14 protein-coding genes are annotated in these 17,725 nt (G+C 74.0%); 3 read left to right on the top strand and 11 right to left on the bottom strand.

The window, feature by feature from the left end; all coding sequences use genetic code 11:
* Window positions 1-220: 220 nt before the first annotated feature.
* Window positions 221-1,633 (bottom strand): type I glutamate--ammonia ligase, encoded by a 1,413-nt coding sequence (gene glnA, locus OG715_RS13720; RefSeq protein WP_266268981.1) that lies wholly within the window; start codon window positions 1,631-1,633, stop codon window positions 221-223.
* 313 nt (window positions 1,634-1,946) lie between these two features.
* Here glnA and OG715_RS13715 point away from each other — a divergent pair, with 313 nt between their 5' ends.
* Window positions 1,947-2,414: an RDD family protein gene (locus OG715_RS13715; protein ID WP_266268979.1), complete on the top strand. Its 468-nt coding sequence runs from the start codon at window positions 1,947-1,949 to the stop codon at window positions 2,412-2,414.
* Window positions 2,415-2,537: 123 nt separating this feature from the next.
* Here the strand turns inward: OG715_RS13715 and OG715_RS13710 are convergent, their stop codons facing one another.
* The 7 genes from OG715_RS13710 to OG715_RS13680 form a co-directional block, all read right to left on the bottom strand.
* The gene (locus tag OG715_RS13710) at window positions 2,538-3,230 is read right to left on the bottom strand and encodes a DUF4191 domain-containing protein (RefSeq protein ID WP_266268978.1); all 693 of its coding nucleotides are present in this window, start codon (window positions 3,228-3,230) and stop codon (window positions 2,538-2,540) included.
* A gap of 223 nt (window positions 3,231-3,453) precedes the next feature.
* The gene (locus OG715_RS13705) at window positions 3,454-3,687 is read right to left on the bottom strand and encodes a hypothetical protein (RefSeq protein WP_266268977.1); all 234 of its coding nucleotides are present in this window, start codon (window positions 3,685-3,687) and stop codon (window positions 3,454-3,456) included.
* Between the two features lie 235 nt (window positions 3,688-3,922).
* Window positions 3,923-4,915 carry a lipoyl synthase gene (locus OG715_RS13700; RefSeq protein ID WP_266268976.1) on the bottom strand — a complete coding sequence of 331 codons (993 nt, stop codon included), beginning with the start codon at window positions 4,913-4,915 and terminating at the stop codon, window positions 3,923-3,925.
* A 172-nt stretch (window positions 4,916-5,087) separates the two neighbouring features.
* Window positions 5,088-5,858 carry a lipoyl(octanoyl) transferase LipB gene (gene lipB, locus OG715_RS13695; RefSeq protein ID WP_380512126.1) on the bottom strand — a complete coding sequence of 257 codons (771 nt, stop codon included), beginning with the start codon at window positions 5,856-5,858 and terminating at the stop codon, window positions 5,088-5,090.
* 107 nt (window positions 5,859-5,965) lie between these two features.
* Complete coding sequence (locus OG715_RS13690) at window positions 5,966-8,110, bottom strand: helix-turn-helix domain-containing protein (RefSeq protein ID WP_266268974.1); 2,145 nt, start codon at window positions 8,108-8,110, stop codon at window positions 5,966-5,968.
* Window positions 8,111-8,240: 130 nt separating this feature from the next.
* Window positions 8,241-9,623 carry an MFS transporter gene (locus OG715_RS13685; protein ID WP_266268973.1) on the bottom strand — a complete coding sequence of 461 codons (1,383 nt, stop codon included), beginning with the start codon at window positions 9,621-9,623 and terminating at the stop codon, window positions 8,241-8,243.
* Between the two features lie 205 nt (window positions 9,624-9,828).
* Complete coding sequence (locus OG715_RS13680; protein WP_266268972.1) at window positions 9,829-10,590, bottom strand: 3-hydroxybutyrate dehydrogenase; 762 nt, start codon at window positions 10,588-10,590, stop codon at window positions 9,829-9,831.
* Window positions 10,591-10,899: 309 nt separating this feature from the next.
* Here OG715_RS13680 and OG715_RS13675 point away from each other — a divergent pair, with 309 nt between their 5' ends.
* The gene (locus OG715_RS13675; protein ID WP_266268971.1) at window positions 10,900-12,867 is read left to right on the top strand and encodes a regulator; all 1,968 of its coding nucleotides are present in this window, start codon (window positions 10,900-10,902) and stop codon (window positions 12,865-12,867) included.
* A gap of 28 nt (window positions 12,868-12,895) precedes the next feature.
* Here the strand turns inward: OG715_RS13675 and OG715_RS13670 are convergent, their stop codons facing one another.
* From OG715_RS13670 to OG715_RS13660, 3 genes are all read right to left on the bottom strand, one after another.
* Window positions 12,896-14,128 (bottom strand): cation:proton antiporter, encoded by a 1,233-nt coding sequence (locus OG715_RS13670; protein WP_266268970.1) that lies wholly within the window; start codon window positions 14,126-14,128, stop codon window positions 12,896-12,898.
* Window positions 14,129-14,374: 246 nt separating this feature from the next.
* Window positions 14,375-15,703, bottom strand: a complete 1,329-nt coding sequence (locus OG715_RS13665) for an NAD(P)/FAD-dependent oxidoreductase (protein WP_266268969.1) — start codon at window positions 15,701-15,703, stop codon at window positions 14,375-14,377.
* A gap of 460 nt (window positions 15,704-16,163) precedes the next feature.
* Window positions 16,164-17,069 (bottom strand): TIGR01777 family oxidoreductase, encoded by a 906-nt coding sequence (locus OG715_RS13660; protein ID WP_266268968.1) that lies wholly within the window; start codon window positions 17,067-17,069, stop codon window positions 16,164-16,166.
* 106 nt (window positions 17,070-17,175) lie between these two features.
* On the opposite strand from OG715_RS13660, the gene OG715_RS13655 reads away from it, so the two are divergent.
* On the top strand, window positions 17,176-17,688 hold the full coding sequence (locus OG715_RS13655) for a GNAT family N-acetyltransferase (RefSeq protein ID WP_266268967.1): 513 nt from the start codon (window positions 17,176-17,178) through the stop codon (window positions 17,686-17,688).
* The last annotated feature ends 37 nt before the right edge of the window (window positions 17,689-17,725 follow it).

The raw sequence follows: 17,725 nt of genomic DNA, 5'->3' as shown, positions 1-17,725 counted from the left end.
CGGTCGCAGCCGCACGGGCCGGAGCGCCGTCCGCCCTGACGGCACGACGCGGGCCGCACTCCCGCAAGGCAGCTCAGGCAGGACGCTACCGGCCCCTCGGGTCGCGCCGGACAGGTTTCTGATGAACCGTCAGTCGAAAGGGTGAGGCGGAAACGGGAGCGGGGGCCGTCGCACTCCGTGAGAGTGCGACGGCCCCTGCGAGTGGCCGGTGCGGGCCGCTCTACAGGTCGTAGTAGAGCTCGAACTCGTGCGGGTGGGGGCGGAGGGCGATGGGGGCGATCTCGTTGGTGCGCTTGAAGTCGATCCAGGTCTCGATGAGGTCCGGGGTGAAGACGTTGCCCGCGAGGAGGTACTCGTGGTCGGCTTCGAGGGCCTCCAGGACGGCGGGGAGGGAGGACGGGACCTGGGGGACGTTGGCGTGCTCCTCGGGAGCCAGCTCGTAGAGGTCCTTGTCGACCGGCTCCAGGGGCTCGATCTTGTTCTTGATGCCGTCCAGGCCTGCCATCAGCATGGCGGCGAAGGCGAGGTAGGGGTTGGAGGAGGGGTCGGGGGCGCGGAACTCGATGCGCTTGGCCTTGGCGTTGGAGCCCGTGATCGGGATCCGGATCGCGGCGGAGCGGTTGCGCTGGGAGTAGACCAGGTTGACCGGGGCCTCGAAGCCGGGGACCAGGCGGTGGTAGGAGTTCACCGACGGGTTGGTGAAGGCGAGCAGCGACGGCGCGTGCTTGAGCAGGCCGCCGATGTAGTAGCGGGCGGTGTCGGAGAGTCCGGCGTAGCCCTGCTCGTCGTAGAAGAGCGGCACGCCCTCGGTCCACAGGGACTGGTGGACGTGCATGCCCGAGCCGTTGTCGCCGAAGATCGGCTTCGGCATGAAGGTGGCCGTCTTGCCGGCCCGCCAGGCGACGTTCTTGATGATGTACTTGAACAGCATCAGGTCGTCGGCGGCGTGCAGCAGGGTGTTGAACTTGTAGTTGATCTCCGCCTGGCCGGCCGTGCCGACCTCGTGGTGCTGGCGTTCGACCTCCAGGCCCGCCTTGGCGAGTTCCAGGGACATCTCGGCGCGCAGGTCGGCGAAGTGGTCGACCGGCGGGACGGGGAAGTAGCCGCCCTTGTACTTGACCTTGTAGCCGCGGACGTCGCCCTCGGTGGAGCCGGAGTTCCAGGCGCCGGCCTCGGAGTCGATGTGGTAGTACGAGGCGTTGGCGCTGGTGTCGAACCGGACCGAGTCGAAGACGTAGAACTCGGCCTCGGGACCGAAGAACGCGGTGTCCGCGATGCCCGAGGAGGCGAGGTAGGCCTCGGCCTTCTTGGCGACGTTGCGCGGGTCGCGGCTGTAGGCCTCGCCGGTCACCGGGTCCTGGATGAAGAAGTTGATGTTGAGGTGCTTCTCCTGGCGGAACGGGTCGAGCCGGGCGGTGGCGAGGTCGGGGACCAGGGCCATGTCGGACTCGTGGATTGCCTGGAAGCCGCGGATCGACGAGCCGTCGAACATCAGGATCTCGGACGGGTCGAACGTCGCCGCGGGTACGGAGAAGTGCTGCAGAACGCCTGGCAGGTCGCAGAAGCGGACATCGACGAACTTCACGTCGTTGTCCTGGATGAACTGCTTCACTTCGGCGGCGTTGTTGAACATCCATCCTCCTCGGCGTAGCGAATGGGGCTCACCCTAGGAATGGGCCGTTTCCGGCCGGTGACCCAGTCGTTTCCTGAATGTTAACCGCCGCCGTCGTGCGGGCGGCAAAGTCGTACGGTCCTGGACAAAACGCCTTGCCGGGCCAGGTGGGGGCGGTGAAGTGGTCTGGACCACTGGGGAGGGTCGGGGGAAAGCCCGCAGTGGCCGATTCACTCTCCGGTGGCGGGCGGCCGGGGTGCCGGGCGACGGGCCGTCCGGCGCGGGTCGGGGAGGCGGTGGCCGTCCCCGGTGTTCGCCCGGTTAATGTGGATTCGTGGACACCAGAGAAGCGTTGGGATCGTGGATCGACGGCCCGAAGGCGGCCGCCGAGAAGATGGGTGCCGACTTCGGCTACCGCGGTGAGCGCCTCGGACTGCCCAAGGAGGGTTCCGGCTCGCTCGCCGGCCCGGGCCGCCGGCTGGGTGCCCTGTTCGTCGACGGCTGGCTGGTCGCCATCGTCGCCTACGGGCTGCTCGGCAACGGCTCCGCGGGCTCGGCGAACATGTGGACCACCCCGCTGCTCTTCGCCGTCATCGTGCTGCTGCTCGCGACCACCGGGACGACCTTCGGCAAGCGGCTGTTCGGCCTGCGGGTGGTCCGGCTCGACGGCGGCCGGGCGACCATCCCGCAGGTACTGCTGCGGACGGCGCTGCTCTTCCTCGTCGTGCCGGCCCTGGTCTGGGACCGCGACACCCGGGGGCTGCACGACAAGGCGGTCGGCACCGTCGAGGTGCGGATCTGAGCCCGGGCCCGATCTGAGCCCGTCCGGACCGGTGCGAACACCGCGCCGGAGCGCCGGAACGCCGAACGGCCCCGCTGCGGAGGTTCCGCGGCGGGGCCGTTCCGGTGTCGACGGGGGAGGGGCTCAGCGAGCCTGGCCGCCCTTGGGCATTCGGGCGCCCTTGGGCATCGGGCCCTTGGGGATGGGGGCCTTGGAGAGCAGGTCGCCCAGGGCGCGCAGCCGGTCGTTGGTCTCGGTGACCTGGGCGGGCGTGATGGCGCGCGGCAGACGCATCAGGTGGATCTGCAGCTTCTTGAGCGGGACCTCGTCCTTGCCGTCGCCCACCACGATGTCGTGCACCGGCACACCGTCGCCGACGACCCGGGCCATCTTCTTCTTCTCGGACGCCAGCAGCTGGCGGACCCGGTTCGGGTTGCCCTCACCGATCAGCGCGATGCCGGCCCGGCCGACGGCGCGGTAGACCGCGTCCTGGCTGCGGGTGACGGCCACCGGCGTGGAGTTCGCGCTCCAGCCTCGCTTGATGTTGTTCAGCACAGCGGCAACGGCGCCCGGCTGCCCCTCCATCTGCCCGAACGCCGCACGCTCCGCCCGGCGCCCGAAGACGATCGCCATGGCCAGGAAGGCCACGATGAAGCCCAGGATGCCCAGGTAGACGGGGTGCTCGATCGCGAAACCGATGGCCAGGAACACGCCGAAGGTCAGCAGGCCGACGCCGGCGATGATCAGGCCGATCTTGGTGTCGACCTTCTTGGTCATGGTGTATGCCAGGCGGATCTGCTTCAGTCGCCCGGGGTTCTCGGATGTTTCCCTCGCCATAACGCTCATGGTACGTGGCGCGGGTACGGGATATCCAAGCCCGGGTACCCGTTCGCCCCGAACCGTGACCCGGGTGTCCCTGTTCCGCCCGGTGTGTCGGCCCCCGGAGTGCTCCGGAACAGCCCCCGGAGTGCCGCTGAAGAACCCCTGGAGTACCCCCGAGGTGTCCTCTTCCGCTACGCCGGGCGCTCCGCGGGACGCCCCGCCGGACGCCCCGCCGCCGTCAGCGGCGCGCGGCCTTCGCCGGCCCGCCCGCAGGGGCGCCCGCCGGCCCGCCCACCGGCCCGCCCGCCGGTCCGCCGTCGAGCTCCCGCGCCGCCGCGTGCCTGCGGTTCTCGCAGACGGCGGCCCAGGCGTTCCGCCGCGCCTGGCGCTGGCCGCCCGCCAGCAGCACGCTCTCGGCCAGCCGGAGCGCGGTGCCCACCGACCGGAGTTCCATCCGGAAATCGACCCGCATGCCGAAACAGCTCCCCTCGGACCGGGCGGACGCGCGGGCGGACCCGTGACCGGGTGCGCGCGGAGGTGCGGTCGCGCTCGGAGGTGCGGCTGAGAAAAATCGAACACTCATGGAGACGTCATCATCCCCACTCCGTGTTACCAGTCCGTGACCAGGCAGTCAAAGTCCGGTGAAGCGAAAGGGGCGGAGCCGAAGCCCCGCCCCTCCGATGGCGTGAAACCGTCGCCGCTGCCCGTCAGACCGCCGCGACCGGGGCCGCCGCGGCCGGGGCGGCCGTCCCGCTCTGGCGCTCGCGGTGCTCCAGCGCCTGCCGGTACAGCCGCCCGGCGCGGTACGAGGAGCGGACCAGCGGGCCGGACATGACCCCGGCGAAGCCGAGCTCCTCGGCCTCCTGCTGCAGCTCGACGAACTCGTGCGGCTTGACCCACCGCTCCACCGGGTGGTGGCGCAGCGACGGCCGCAGGTACTGGGTGATGGTGATCAGCTCGCAGCCGGCCCCGACCAGGTCGGCCAGCGCCTGGCTGACCTCCTCGCGGGTCTCGCCCATGCCCAGGATCAGGTTGGACTTGGTGACCAGCCCGGCCTCGCGCGCCTGGGTGATGACGTCCAGCGAGCGCTCGTAGCGGAACGCCGGGCGGATCCGCTTGAAGATCCGCGGCACGGTCTCGACGTTGTGCGCCAGCACCTCGGGGCGCGAGGAGAAGACCTCGGCCAGCTGCTCGGGCACCGCGTTGAAGTCCGGGATCAGCAGCTCGACGCCGGTGCGCCCGGTCTCGCGGCCGGCGGTCAGCGCGTGCACCTGGCGCACGGTCTCCGCGTACAGCCAGGAGCCGCCGTCCGGCAGGTCGTCGCGGGCGACGCCGGTGATGGTGGCGTAGTTGAGGTCCATGGTGACGATGGACTCGGCGACGCGGCGGGGCTCGTCCCGGTCGAATTCGGCGGGCTTGCCGGTGTCGATCTGGCAGAAGTCGCAGCGGCGGGTGCACTGGTCACCGCCGATGAGGAAGGTCGCCTCGCGGTCCTCCCAGCACTCGAAGATGTTGGGGCAGCCGGCCTCCTGGCAGACCGTGTGCAGCCCTTCCTTCTTCACCAGCGACTGGAGGGCGTTGTACTCCGGCCCCATCTTCGCGCGGGTCTTGATCCACTCGGGCTTCCGCTCGATGGGGGTCTCGCTGTTGCGGACCTCCAGGCGGAGCAGCTTCCTGCCGTCGGGCGCGACAGCGGACACGTGCGACTCCTAGAACTAGACGGGGTACCCCCAGGGTACGCCTGTGCTTGTACGGCCTTCGCCGGGGCCGGGACCCCGCAATCGCAGGGCAACAGGGCTACCGGCAAGTAGATTCCCGGGTGCGGGATCGGGCCCGGGTACGAACGCGGACGCGCGCACCCGGCCCCCGGGCTCAGCGCCCGGCCGCCGGCTCCGGCAGCTCGGCGAGCACCTCGGCCAGGTGCTTCTCGACCAGCGGCAGCGCCTCGGTGACGGGGAGGGCCCGCCCGAGCTCGCCGGCCAGCGAGGCGACCCCGGCGTCGCGGATGCCGCACGGCACGATCCGGTCGAACCAGGTCATGTCCGGATCGCAGTTCAGCGCGAAGCCGTGCATGGTCACCCCGCGCGCGACCCGGACGCCGATCGCGGCCAGCTTGCGGTCGTCGCCGCGCTGCCCCGCGTTGGACGGCGCGTACTCCGGACCGGCCAGTCGCGGGTCGATGCCCAGCGGCAGGCCCATCCGCAGGGTGAGCTTGCCGATGTCCACCACCTGCGAGGGGTCCACCACCGCGTCCGGGATGTCCCCGCCCAGCACCCAGACGCCGCTGCGGCCCTCGACCCGGGTGGTCCCGACGCCGAACGCGCCGCAGGCCCGGATCAGGGCCTCCTCCAGCCGCCGCACGTACGCGATCACGTCGATCGGGTCGGGCAGCTTCACGATCGGGTAGCCGACCAGCTGGCCGGGGCCGTGCCAGGTGATCTCGCCGCCCCGGTTCACCTCGACCACCGGGGTGCCGTCCAGCGGCAGGTCCGCCGGATTGGTGCGCTTGCCCATCGTGTACACGGGCTGGTGCTCCAGCAGCAGCACCGTGTCGGGGATCTCGTCGGCGACCCGGAGGGCGTGCAGCCGCTGCTGCTCCTCCCAGGCCTCCTGGTACGGGACGGCACCCTCGCCTGTGCCCATCCGGACGAACCGAACGTTCTCGCTCACCGCTGCTGCTCCTTGCCAGGCGTTCGAGACCAACCTCGCCACTGTACGCCCCGGCCCGTACGGACCGTCCAGGTGCCCGCTCAGGCCCCCGACAGCAGCTGCAGCCGCAGGGCCAGCTGGAGTTCCAGCGCGCGTTCGGGACCGTTCCAGTCCCGGCCCAGCAGTACCTCGACCCGGTCCAGCCGCTGGACGACGGTGTTCACATGGACGTGCAGCTCGTCCTTGGCCCGGGTGAGGCTGCCGCCGCAGTCGAAGTACGCGCGCAGGGTGCGGACCAGCTCGGTGCCGCGACGGGCGTCGTAGTCCAGCAGCGGTCCCAGCGTCGCGCCGACGAAGCCGGAGACGTCGTGGCCGTCGCCGAGCAGTACCCCGAGGAAGCCGAGCGAACCCGCCGAGGCGCCCTCCCCGTCCCGGCCGAGCACCCGCAGCGCCCGGACGCAGCGCAGCCCCTCGGCGTACGCGCCGGCCAGCGCGACCGGCCCGACGGCGGGGCGGCCGGCGCCCACCGTGACCGGGAAACCCGCCAGCCGGGCGAGCCGCTCGGCGGCCTGTTCCGCCGCCCGCTGGGCGACGTCCCCGGCCGCACCTCCGCCCGCACTTCCGCCCGTCGTACTTCCGCCTCCCGCACCTCCGCCCGCCGCGTCGAGCGGTGCCCGGGCCGCGACCGGATCCCCGGCTCCGACCGGATCCCCGTCCCCGGTACGGCCTCCGCCCCCGGCAGGAGTCTCCGCCCCGCCACCGCCCCCGTCCGGGACCAGCAGCACCACCGCCCCGCCGTGCTCGGCACTGATCCCCCGGGCGCCGAACAGGTACCGCCCGGCCGCCCCCGCCAGCCGCGAGCGAACGGCGGCCGGCCCTCCGGCGGCCCCAGCCGCACTGCCGACCCCACCGGCCCCGCTCCCGCTGCTCCCGGCGCCCCCACCACCCCCGCCGCGCCCCGGCTCGGCGACCAGCACCAGGTGCGGCCGGCCGAGGTCGACACCTAGCCGGCGCCCCCGCGCGGTCAGCCCGGCCGGATCCCGGTCGGGAGCGGTGAGCAGGTCGGCCAGCAGCTCGCCGCGGACCCGGTTCTCCGTCTCGGCGACCGACCGCCGCAGCAGCAGGAGCAGCGCGGTGACCACGCCGGCCCGTTCGAACAGCCGGCGGTCGGCGTCGTCGAGGTCCGGCCGGCCGCGCAGCACCAGCGTGCCGAGCTGCTCCTGCCCGGCCAGCACCGCGCACACCCAGGCCCCGCCGTGGCGCACCGCGCGCCCCTCGGCCCGGGACGCCGCCACCGTCTCGGCTGGCCCGGCGCCGGGTGCGGCGGCCCGTCCGGCGAGCGGTTCGCCCTCGGCGTCCAGTACGGCGATCCCGCCGCCGAGCAGGGCGGCCACGGCGGCGGCGACGTCCGGCACCTCGGCCCCGCGCAGGACCAGGTCGGTGAGCCGGTCGTGGCCCCGTTCGGCGCGCTGGACGGCGGCGGAGTGGGCGCGGATCAGTTCGTTGGCGCTGTTCAGCTCGGCGAGCGCGGCCCGGGTGTCGGCGAGCGCCTTGGCGGTGTCCAGCGCGATCGCGGCGTGCGCGGCCAGGGTGCAGAGCAGCGCGACCTCGTCCGGGGAGAACGCGCGGGGCGAGCGGTCGGCGGCGAACAGCACCCCGATCACCCGGCCGCCGAGCAGCAGCGGGACACCGATGATCGCCACCAGGCCCTCCTCGACCACGCCCGCGTCGATGACGTCGGTGTGGTGGAAGCGGTCGTCGGAGCGGTAGTCGGGGGTGGCGTACGGGCGGGCGCGCTGCGCGACCAGGCCGCCGAGGCCGTCGCCGAGGCTGAGCCGCAGGGTCTGGAAGAGGACCGAGACCGAGCCGTCGGTGACCCGCATGTAGGTGTCGCCGGCGGCCTCGTCCGGGAGGGTGAGGTAGGCGGTGTCGGTGCCCAGCAGCATCCGGGCCCGGCGGACGATCGCCTGCAGTACGGCGTCGAGGTCGCGGGAGGCGGCGAGGTCGCCGGCGGTGTCGAAGAGGGCGGTCAACTCGGCCTCGCGGCGGCGGTGCTGGCGCAGGGTCCGGTGGACCCGCAGCGCCTGCCAGGTCGCGTCGTCGATCTCGCCCAGCACGTCGGCCGGCGCGCCCCGCCGGCGCGCGTCGGCCAGCACGTCGGCGAAGTCCTCGGTGGCGGCGCCGGAGGCGAGCAGGTCCAGCAGTCGCCGCAGCGCGGGCGCCGAGCCGGCGTGGAGGTCGTTCATGGTACGGCCGCCAATCGGCAGTGGGTGTTCGTGTCCCGGGGAGGGAAGCGCGATGCTAGCCGCTCGGCCCGGGCGGCCGTAGCCCGCCGGCACCCGTACGGTGACGGGCGCCGGCGGGCCGGACGGCGCGTCAGGCGGTGGCCGCCTTCCCCACCGTCGCCGCTGCCGGCTCCGCGCCGTCCTCGGCCGGCCGGGCGCCCGTCACCTCCGCCAGGTCGTGCCCGCGCGTCTCCCGCCCGCACAGCACCGCCAGGACGGTGATCGCGGCGGCGATCGCCACGTACACCGAGATCGGGGTCGAGCTGCCGTAGTCCTTCAGCAGCGCGGTGGCGATCAGCGGCGCGGGTGCGCCGGCGGCCACCGAGGCGAACTGCGCGCCGATCGACGCACCCGAGTAGCGCATCCGGGTGGCGAACAGCTCGGAGAAGAAGGCCGCCTGGGGCGCGTACATGGCGCTGTGGAAGACCAGTCCGACGGTCACCGCGAGCACCAGCGACCCGAAGGAGCCGGTGTCCACCATCCCGAAGAAGACGAACGCCCACACCCCGACGCCGACCGCGCCCACCAGGTACACCGGTTTGCGCCCGACCCGGTCGGACAGCGCCCCGAACACCGGGATCAGCGCGAACTGGACCGCCGAGGCGATCAGGACGGCGTTCAGGGCGGTCTGCTTGGGGAAGTGCACGTGCGAGACGGCGTACGCGAGCACAAAGGTGGTCATCACGTAGTACGAGATGTTCTCCGCCATCCGCGCGCCCATCGCGACCAGCACCTCGCGCCAGTGGTGCCGCAGGACCCCGACCAGCGGCGGCTGTTCGGCCTTCCCGCGTGCGGCCGCCCGGGCCAGCGCCTCCTTGAACAGCGGCGACTCGTCCACGGCCAGCCGGATCCACAGGCCGACCCCGACCAGTACCGCGGAGAGCAGGAACGGCACCCGCCAGCCCCAGGCCAGGAACGTCGCCTCGGACTGGACGCCCGTCAGCAGCGAGAGCACACCGGCCGCCAGCAGGTTCCCGGCCGGGGCGCCGCCCTGCGGCCAGGACGCCCAGAACCCGCGTCGCCGGGCGTCGCCGTGCTCCGACACCAGCAGCACCGCGCCGCCCCACTCGCCGCCCAGGGCGAAGCCCTGCACCAGCCGCAGCAGCGTCAGCAGCACCGGCGCCGTCACCCCGACCGAGGAGTAGGTCGGCAGGCACCCGATCAGTGTGGTCGAGCCGCCCATCAGCAGCAGGCTGACCACCAGCAGCCGCTTGCGGCCGACCCGGTCCCCGAAGTGCCCGAAGACCAGCGCCCCGATCGGGCGCGCCGCGAACCCGATCGCGTAGGTGAGGAACGACAGCAGCGTGCCGGTCAGCGGGTCGCTGTTCGGGAAGAACACCTTCCCGAACACCAGCGCCGCGGCTGTTCCGTACAAGAAGTAGTCGTACCACTCGATCGTGGTACCGATCAGGCTGGCCGCCACGACTCTTGGCAGTGAGCGGCTCCGTGCTCGATCCGAGACGGCGGTTGTCATGGGGTCACCACTTCCGGGCCGGGGACAGGACAGGACGGGGGGAGGACGAGAGGAGCGGGGCAGGACGGGGGAGCGGGTGCTGCACGAGGAGCGGGGCGGGACGGGGACGTCGCCACAAGGTAGGGAGCCGCGGTGCCCGGGACTATGTGACCGACCCACACACCCCGGACGGCGGCCATGGTGGAAGCCGCCATCACGTCTCCGCTCAGTTCGCCGTCCAGGCGCCGTCGAGCGGCAGCGAGGCGCCGGTGAGGCAGGCGGCGTGCGGCAGGCAGAGGTAGAGGGCGAGCCGGGCCACCTCGACGGGCTCGACGAGGCGCTTGACGGCGGTGCGCTCCAGCAGGACGCGCTCGACGACCTCCTCCTCGGGTACACCGTGGGCCAGGGCCTGGGCGGCGATCTGGTGCTCCACCAGGGGGGTGCGGACATAGCCGGGGTTGATGCAGTTGCTGGTGACGCCGTACGGCGCGCCCTCCAGAGCGACGGTCTTGCTGAGGCCCTCCAGGGCGTGCTTGGCGGTCACGTAGGCCGATTTGAAGGGGCTCGCCCGCAGCCCGTGGACGGAGGAGATGTTGACGACCCGGCCCCACCGCCGTGCGTACATGTGGGGAAGGGTGCGGCGCAGGATGCGGAAGGGTGCCTCGACCATCACCCGCTGCATCAGGGTGAAGTGTTCGAGCGGGAACTCGTGGACGGGGGCGAGATGCTGGAGGCCGGCGTTGTTGACCACGATGTCGGCATCGGCCGGCAGGGCCTCCACGGCCTCCGGGTCGGCGAGGTCGGCGACGTGCGCGACGCCGCCGATCCGCTCGGCCAGCCGAAGGGCGGGGTCGGCGGCGAGGTCGACGACGTGGACCCGGGCGCCGGCCTCGGCGAGGACCTCGGCACAGGCCCGGCCGATGCCGGAGGCGGCCCCGGTGACCAGAGCGGTGCGGCCGTCGAGGGGGCGGGCTGAAGTGGTGTCCATGGCCGAGAACGGTAGGAATCCGACGGCCGGGCTCCTATGTGCTGGTCCTCTACAGCACCCCGGAGAACTGTGGGGTTCTCCGCCATGACGGTCGACGGTCGGCAGAAGCCCCGAAAGCCAAACCCACCCTGAGGGGTCTTCCCCACAATGGGCGCGGATGCTTCACCCGTTCGGAGGATTGCTCGGTCAGAACCACCCATAGCGCCCGAATGCTCGCTACATTCACGCCGATTCCCGACAGGGGGCGTCGCCACAGGCAGCCGAACCGCTGGTGGAGCCGGTGCGGCGTCCGAGAGGTGTTGACTGACTATGCCCCAAAGGCCTGCAACCGACAGCCCGGCGTACGGACCGCTCGACCCGCTCGACCAGCACCGGGGTCCGGTCGGCCGGGCCCTTCCGGACGCCCCCGACGCCCCGACCGCCGACGAACTGCGGCTGCCCGAGCAGGCCACGCCCGACCGGCACGCCCTCGACCGGCCCGGCCCGGACCGGCACGCATCCGCTCCGGACCGGCACGCGACCGGCCCCGACCGGCACGCGACCGACCAGTCCCCGCCCGCCCGGCCCGTCCCCGAGCGGCACGTCCCGGAGCGGCCGCCCGCCGAACGGCACCAGTCGGCCGGCACCCAGAACCTCCAACTGGCCGCCCTGATCGAGGAGGCCGGCTTCTCGCACGCCGGTCTGGCCCGCCGGGTCGACCAGCTCGGCCTGGAGCACGGCCTCGACCTGCGCTACGACAAGACCTCCGTCACCCGCTGGCTCCGCGGCCAGCAGCCCCGCGGTGCCACCCCGGCCCTGATCGCCGAGGTGTTCACCCGCCGGCTCGGCCGCCGCCTCACCGCGCAGGACCTCGGCCTGGACGCCTGCGCCCCGGTCTACGCGGGCCTGGAGTTCGCCGAGACGCCGCAGGAAGCGGTGGACATCGTCGCGAGCATGTGGCGCAAGGACAACGGGCCGCAGTCCGAGCTGCGCCGGATCGCCTTCACCCCGGCCGGCCTGGTGGTGCCGAGCCGGGACTGGCTGATCGGCCGGACCGACGAGCGGGTCGCCCGCGACGGCTCCACCCTGGCACGGCCCGACCCGGCGGCGGGCGGGCCGCCCCCGGGCGCGGCCTCCGGTCCCGCCGGCCCCGCGACGCGCGGCCAGCTGCCGGGCGGCCAGGCCGCCCCGGGTGCCCAGGCGGCCCGCACCGCCGCCACCTCGGCCGGTCCCGCCGGCGGACCGGCCGCCGCGCCCGTGGGCGGCCCGACGACCGGCCCCGCCGCCGGGGCGGCCGCGTTCGGGGCCCGGGTGCCCACCCAGAGCCGCCGCCCGCCGATCGCCGTCGAGCCGCCGTTCCAGGACCCGGCCCGCGAGTCGCGCCCGGCCCTGCGCGTCGGCCGGGGCGACATCGCCGCCATCCGCGCCGTCGGCGACCTCTTCCGCGCGCTGGACCACGCCTACGGCGGCGGCCACGCCCGCCAGGCGCTGGTCCGCTACCTGGAGAGCGAGGCCGAGCCGATGCTGCGCGGCCGCTACGGCGAGCAGATCGGCCGGGCCCTGTTCGGCGCGGTCGCCGACCTCACCCGGCTGGCCGGCTGGACGAGCTTCGACATCGCCGCGCACGGTCTCGCCCAGCGCTACTTCGTCCAGGCCCTGCGGCTCTCCCAGGCCGCCGGGGACCGCGCGCTCGGCGGGTACGTCCTGGTGACGATGAGCCAGCAGGCCGTGCACCTCGGCCACGGCCGGGAGGCCGTCCAGCTGGCCCGGGTGGCCCAGCAGGGCGTGGGCACCGCGGTGCCGCCGACCGTGCAGGCGCTGCTGCACGCGGCCGAGGCGCGCGGGCACGGCCTGCTCGGCGACGTCCGCTCCTGCACGACGGCGCTGGTCCGGGCCGAACGCGCGCTGGCGGCGGCCCGCACCGGCGACGAGCTGCCGGCCTGGGCGCGGTTCTTCGACGAGGCGCAGCTCTCGGACGAGTTCGCGCACTGCTACCGGGACCTCCAGCAGTGGCGGACGGCCGCCCAGCACGCCGAGAAGTCGCTGCGGCTGCGCTCGCCCGCCTACGCCCGGAGCCGGATCTTCTGCCGGCTGGTGCTGGCCACCGCCCGGCTCGGCATGGGGGACCTCGACGAGGCCTGCGGCATGGCGACCGACGCCCTGCGGGCGGCGGGGGAGATGCGGTCGGCCCGGTCGCTGGAGTACGTGCGCGACTTCCACCGCCGCCTCACGCCCTACCGGGGCAGCCCGGTGGCCCGGGCGTTCGAGGAGACGGCCCGTCAGGCGGGGGTGATCTGAACCGGGGGCTCCGACCGGACCGGCGGAGTCACCAGCTCTCGGCGTTCACCCGCGGCCGGTCGCCCTCCACGGCGGCCGGCGGCCGGACGTCCCCGCGCAGCCGCTGCGCGGCCAGCGGGAACAGCAGCACGGAGAGCATGCCCGCGCCGACCAGGGCCGCCGAGGTGGAGGACGGCAGATGGCCGGCGTCCACCTCGATCGTGGTGATCACCACGACCAGCGGCAGCGCCGTCGCGCCGTAGAGGCCGAGCGCTCCCCGGTCGCGCCGTCCCAGGCCGGCGGGGGCCAGCAGCGCCGCGGGCAGTCCGCGCACGGCCAGCAGCAGGACCACGAACAGCGGGACGAGCAGCAGCGTGCCCGGATCGTCGATCAGCGCGTCCAGATCGAACTTCATCCCGCTGACCACGAAGAACACCGGGACGAGGAAGCCGAAGCCGATGCCCTCCAGCTTGGCCTCGATCACCTCCTCGGCCGGCCCGGGGATGTCGGAGAGCAGCAGTCGGGAGACGATGCCGGCGGTGAACGCGCCGAGCAGCATGTCGAGTTCCAGCCAGAGGGCGGCGGCCACCATGGTCGCGAGCACCAGGATCACGGTCCGGACGGCGAACTGGCCGGAGGTGCGCAGGGTGCGGCGGAGCAGCCGGGTCATCCAGGCCGGCCTCGGCCGCCGGGCGCCGCCGATCGCGACGCCGGTGATCACCGCGTAGGCGCCCAGGATGACGGCGGTGCGGCCCGCGCTGTTGCCGCTGAGCAGGACGGCGACGGCGATGATCGGCCCGAACTCGCCGACCGCGCCGGTGGCCATGACCAGTGAGCCGAACGGGGTGGGCAGCTCACCCGCGTCGCGCAGGATCGGCAGGATGGTGCCGAGCGCGGTGGTGGTCAGCACCAGCCCGGTGAAGGCGCCGTCCAGGGGTTTCGGGTTGATCACCGCTCCCACGACGAGCGCGACCGCCACGCTGATCAGCCATGCGGCGCCCGCCCGGCGGAGCGGTCCGCCGCGCAGTCTGGCGAAGTCGATCTCGTAGCCGGCCAGGAACATCAGCATCGCCAGGCCGAACTGCGAGAGCGCGTCGATCAGGTCGTCCACGTGCACCCAGTTCAGGCCGTCGGGGCCGATCAGCACGCCGAGCAGGATCTCGAACACGACGGTGGGGACGGCGATCCACCGCAGCAGCCGGTCGGCGATCAGCGGGGCGGCCACCGCGGCGGCGGGGACCAGGATCAGCGAGAGCGGCTGGACCTCGAAATCGGCGCTCACCGGGCGCTCACCGGGCGGCCGACGGGGGAGCGGAGATCGTCCGAACAGCGGTCATATCGGCATATTGGCACGCGAACCTGCGCCGTTCGGGCAGCCGGGCCGCGCGCCGCACGTCACGGGCCGCGCCGCACGTCAGCGCCGCACGCCGGGTCCGCGCTCCACGCGCCCGCACGCCGAGCGGCGCCGAGCGGCCGAGCGGCGCCGGGGGGGTGTCCCGCACAGGACACCCCCCGGCGCCCTCCGCCGTCAGGCCGCCTCCGCCTCCCGTACGGCGATCGGCAGCCCGAGGTCGCGCGCCACGGCCTCGGCCGCGCGCCGTCCCGACACCAGCGCCCCCTGCACGCTGCTGGTGTCCCGGTGGTCGCCGCAGACGTAGAGCCCGGCGAGCAGCCGGACCGGCCGCCGGGTGTTGTGCGGCGGCGGCATCGCGGGCACCGCGTCCGGCAGGTGCCGCACGCTCAGGAACTGCCAGCCGCCGGTCGGTGAGCCGTACAGCTCCGCCAGCCGGGCCCGGACGGCCGGCTCCAGCGCCGCCGGACCGCCGGCGTCGAAGGTGCGGCGGCCGAGCACGGTGGTGGCGATCAGTGCCTGTCCGGTCGGGGCGTACGAGGGGTGCAGCTCGCTGAGCACCAGCGAGTGCGACACCAGGGACGGCTGCCCGCCCGGCCGGTCGCCGTCCAGCAGCAGGGCGGCCTCCCCCAGAGGGGTGCGGTCGGCCGCGTGGTAGAAGGTCGTGACGGGGTGGAAGTCCGGCAGCCGCAGACCGGGCAGCAGGTCGGCGGCGGAGCGGGAGTCGGTCGCGACGACCACGGCCTGCGCGCCGATCCGCCCATGGGTGGCGGTCTCCACGCCGTCGGCCGTGATCGAGGTGACCCGCACTCCGGTGCGGACGGTGCCGGCGGGCAGTGCGGCGGCCAGCTGGGCCGGCACGGCCGCCATCCCGCCGGCGGGCAGACAGAGTCGGCCGCGCGCGTAACAGCGGAGCACCAGGTCGGCGACCCGGCTGCTGGTACCGAGCGCGGGGTCGCTGAGCAGGGCGCCGAGCAGCGGCCGCAGCAGTCCGTCGACGGTGCGCGGGGCGAGGCCCCGGTCGCCGAGGGCCCGGGCGGTGGTGGTCTCCGGCCGGGCCTTCAGCCGTGCGGGCGGGGTGTTGGCGAGGCGGTTGAGCCAGCTGCCGAGCCGGGCCTTGTCCAGCGGACTGCCCAGTGGCGCCCGGGCGGCGGCGTGCCGGGCGGTGGTCAGCTGTGGGTCCCCGACCCGGTACCGGCGCCCGCCGTTGTGCACGAGTACGCCCGGCGTGAGCGGGCGCGGATCGAGGCGGTCGAGGTCGAGCACGCGGCGGGGCTCGGGGAAGGCGGTGTTCAGCAGATGGCTGCCGTGGTCGAGCCGGAAGCCGTCGAGTTCGTGGGAGGCCGCTCGACCGCCGATCCGGTCCGCGGCCTCCAGGACCTGAACGGTGAGGCCGTGGGCGGTGAGTACGCGAGCGGCGGCAAGGCCCGCGAGGCCGGCTCCCACCACGACGACGTCCGGGTCGGACTGTCGGCGGGTGCGGCGAGTGAAGTCGTACGTGGGCACGGGTGGCTCCCTCCCTGGTCCCGGGATTTCGGGCCGGTGCAGGCAGCAGAGTGCTGGGACACGGTCCGACCGGTGTGATGCCCAGTCAGTACGAGCGTCAGACAAGCACACGGGCCCCGAACCCGGTGGGGAAGGGGAGTGGCCGCATCCGGTGGCCGCGTGGTCACGGACTGTGTTCCTCCTCGCCCGTGTTCCCGCCCGACGGGCGCACACGGTCACCAGGGGCGCGCAGCGCGCCCACCGTGTGCTCCCGTGCGCCCCCTCTCGGAGCCCTGCGCCGCAGTCACCCGGACTCCGCTCCGCATATGCCCCTGGCCAGGGCGGACGTCGTAGCGCGCCTACGCGACGGGGCCGGACGCGACCGCGCGCGCCCGGCCCCGTCGGCCCGGGCCGGAGCCCGGCCCTTCCGGCCCGACCCCGTCGGCCCGGGCCCGAGCCCGAGCCGCCCCGGAGCCACTCGTCAGAGAGCCGCCCGCGCCGCCGAGTCGACGTCCGGGTGCGCGAAGCGGAAGCCCGCGTCCAGCAGTCGGCGCGGCACGACCCGGTGGCTGCCGACCACCTCGACCGCCAGCTCGCCCAGCACCCCGTCCAGTACGGCCTTCGGCACCGGGAACGGCGTCGGCCGGCGCAGCACCCGCCCGAGCGCCGCCGTCAGCTCGGCGTTGGTCACCGGCTCGGGGGCGGTCAGGTTCACCGCCCCGTCGATGTCCTCCCGGTCGATCAGGAAGCGCATCGCCGCCACCTCGTCGGCGAGCGAGATGAAGCTCCAGTACTGCCGGCCGTCGCCGAGCCGGCCGCCGAGGCCCAGCCGGAACAGCGGGAAGAGCCGTCCGCCCGCGCCTCCGGCGGCGGAGAGCACCAGTCCGGTGCGCGGGTGGACCACCCGGATCCCGGCCCGCTCGGCCGGCCGGGCGGCGGCCTCCCACTCCACGCAGACCTCGGCCAGGAAGTCGTCCCCGGCGGGCGAGGACTCGTCGATCACCCGGTCCCCGGTCTGCCCGTAGTAGCCGACGGCGGAGGCGCTCACGAGGACCTTCGGCGGTTCGGCCAGTCCGGCCAGGGCGGTCGCCAGGGTCTCGGTGCCGAGGACCCGGCTCTCCCGGATCTCCCGTTTGTAGGACTCGCTCCACCGGCGGTCGCCCACGCCGGCGCCCGCCAGGTGCACGACCGCCTCGACCCCGGCCAGCCCGGCCCGGTCGATCTGGCCCAGCAGCGGGTTCCAGCCGATGGCGGTGGTGCCGTCCGGCCGGGGCCCGGTCCGCGAGCGGTGCCGGACCAGCCGCACCACCTCGTGCCCGTCCGCCAGCAGCGAGCCGACGAGTGCCGCGCCGATCAGTCCCGTGGATCCTGTGACCGCGATTCTCATGGGCCCATCCTCGCAGTCGGTCGGGGGCCCGCCCGGGAGCGGCGGCCCGGCGGGGTCGCGGGAATTGCCGTGTACGTCCCGGCCGGGGGTGATTAGCATGCGGCGCATGCACGTAGACGATCAGCTGATCATCCGCCCCGCCCGGGCCGAGGACGAGAAGGAACTCTCGGCCCTCAACCGCTCCACCTGGACCCCGCTGGCCGAGGTCGCCCCCCGGCCCGACGAGGACGCGGGGGTGTTCGACGAACGCCACAGCCCGGACCAGTTCCAGCTCGCCCTGCTCGACGGCCGGGCGGTCGGCTACATCCGGGTCGTCCCGCCGACCCCGCTGGCCAGCAACCGGCATGTGCGCCAGATCCAGGGCCTCGCGGTCGACGCCGCCGTGCGCGGCCGGGGCATCGGCGTCGCGCTGGTCGAGGCGGCCTGCCGGATCGCCCGGGAGCAGGGTGCCCGCCGGATCACCCTGCGGGTGCTCGGCCACAACGCCCCGGCCCGCGCCCTCTACGAGCGCTGCGGCTTCGTGGTCGAGGGTTCGCTCAAGGAGGAGTTCCTGATCGACGGGGCCTACGTCGACGACATCTGGATGGCCCGGTCCCTCGACGACCGGCCGACCGACTGAGCGCCCGGCTGACCGACTGAGCGCCCGGCTGACCGAC

The organism is Kitasatospora purpeofusca (genome assembly GCF_036010405.1).
GTDB lineage: Bacteria > Actinomycetota > Actinomycetes > Streptomycetales > Streptomycetaceae > Kitasatospora > Kitasatospora purpeofusca.
Note: the sequence above shows the minus strand (reverse complement) of the source record. Positions and strands in the feature narration are given on the sequence as shown.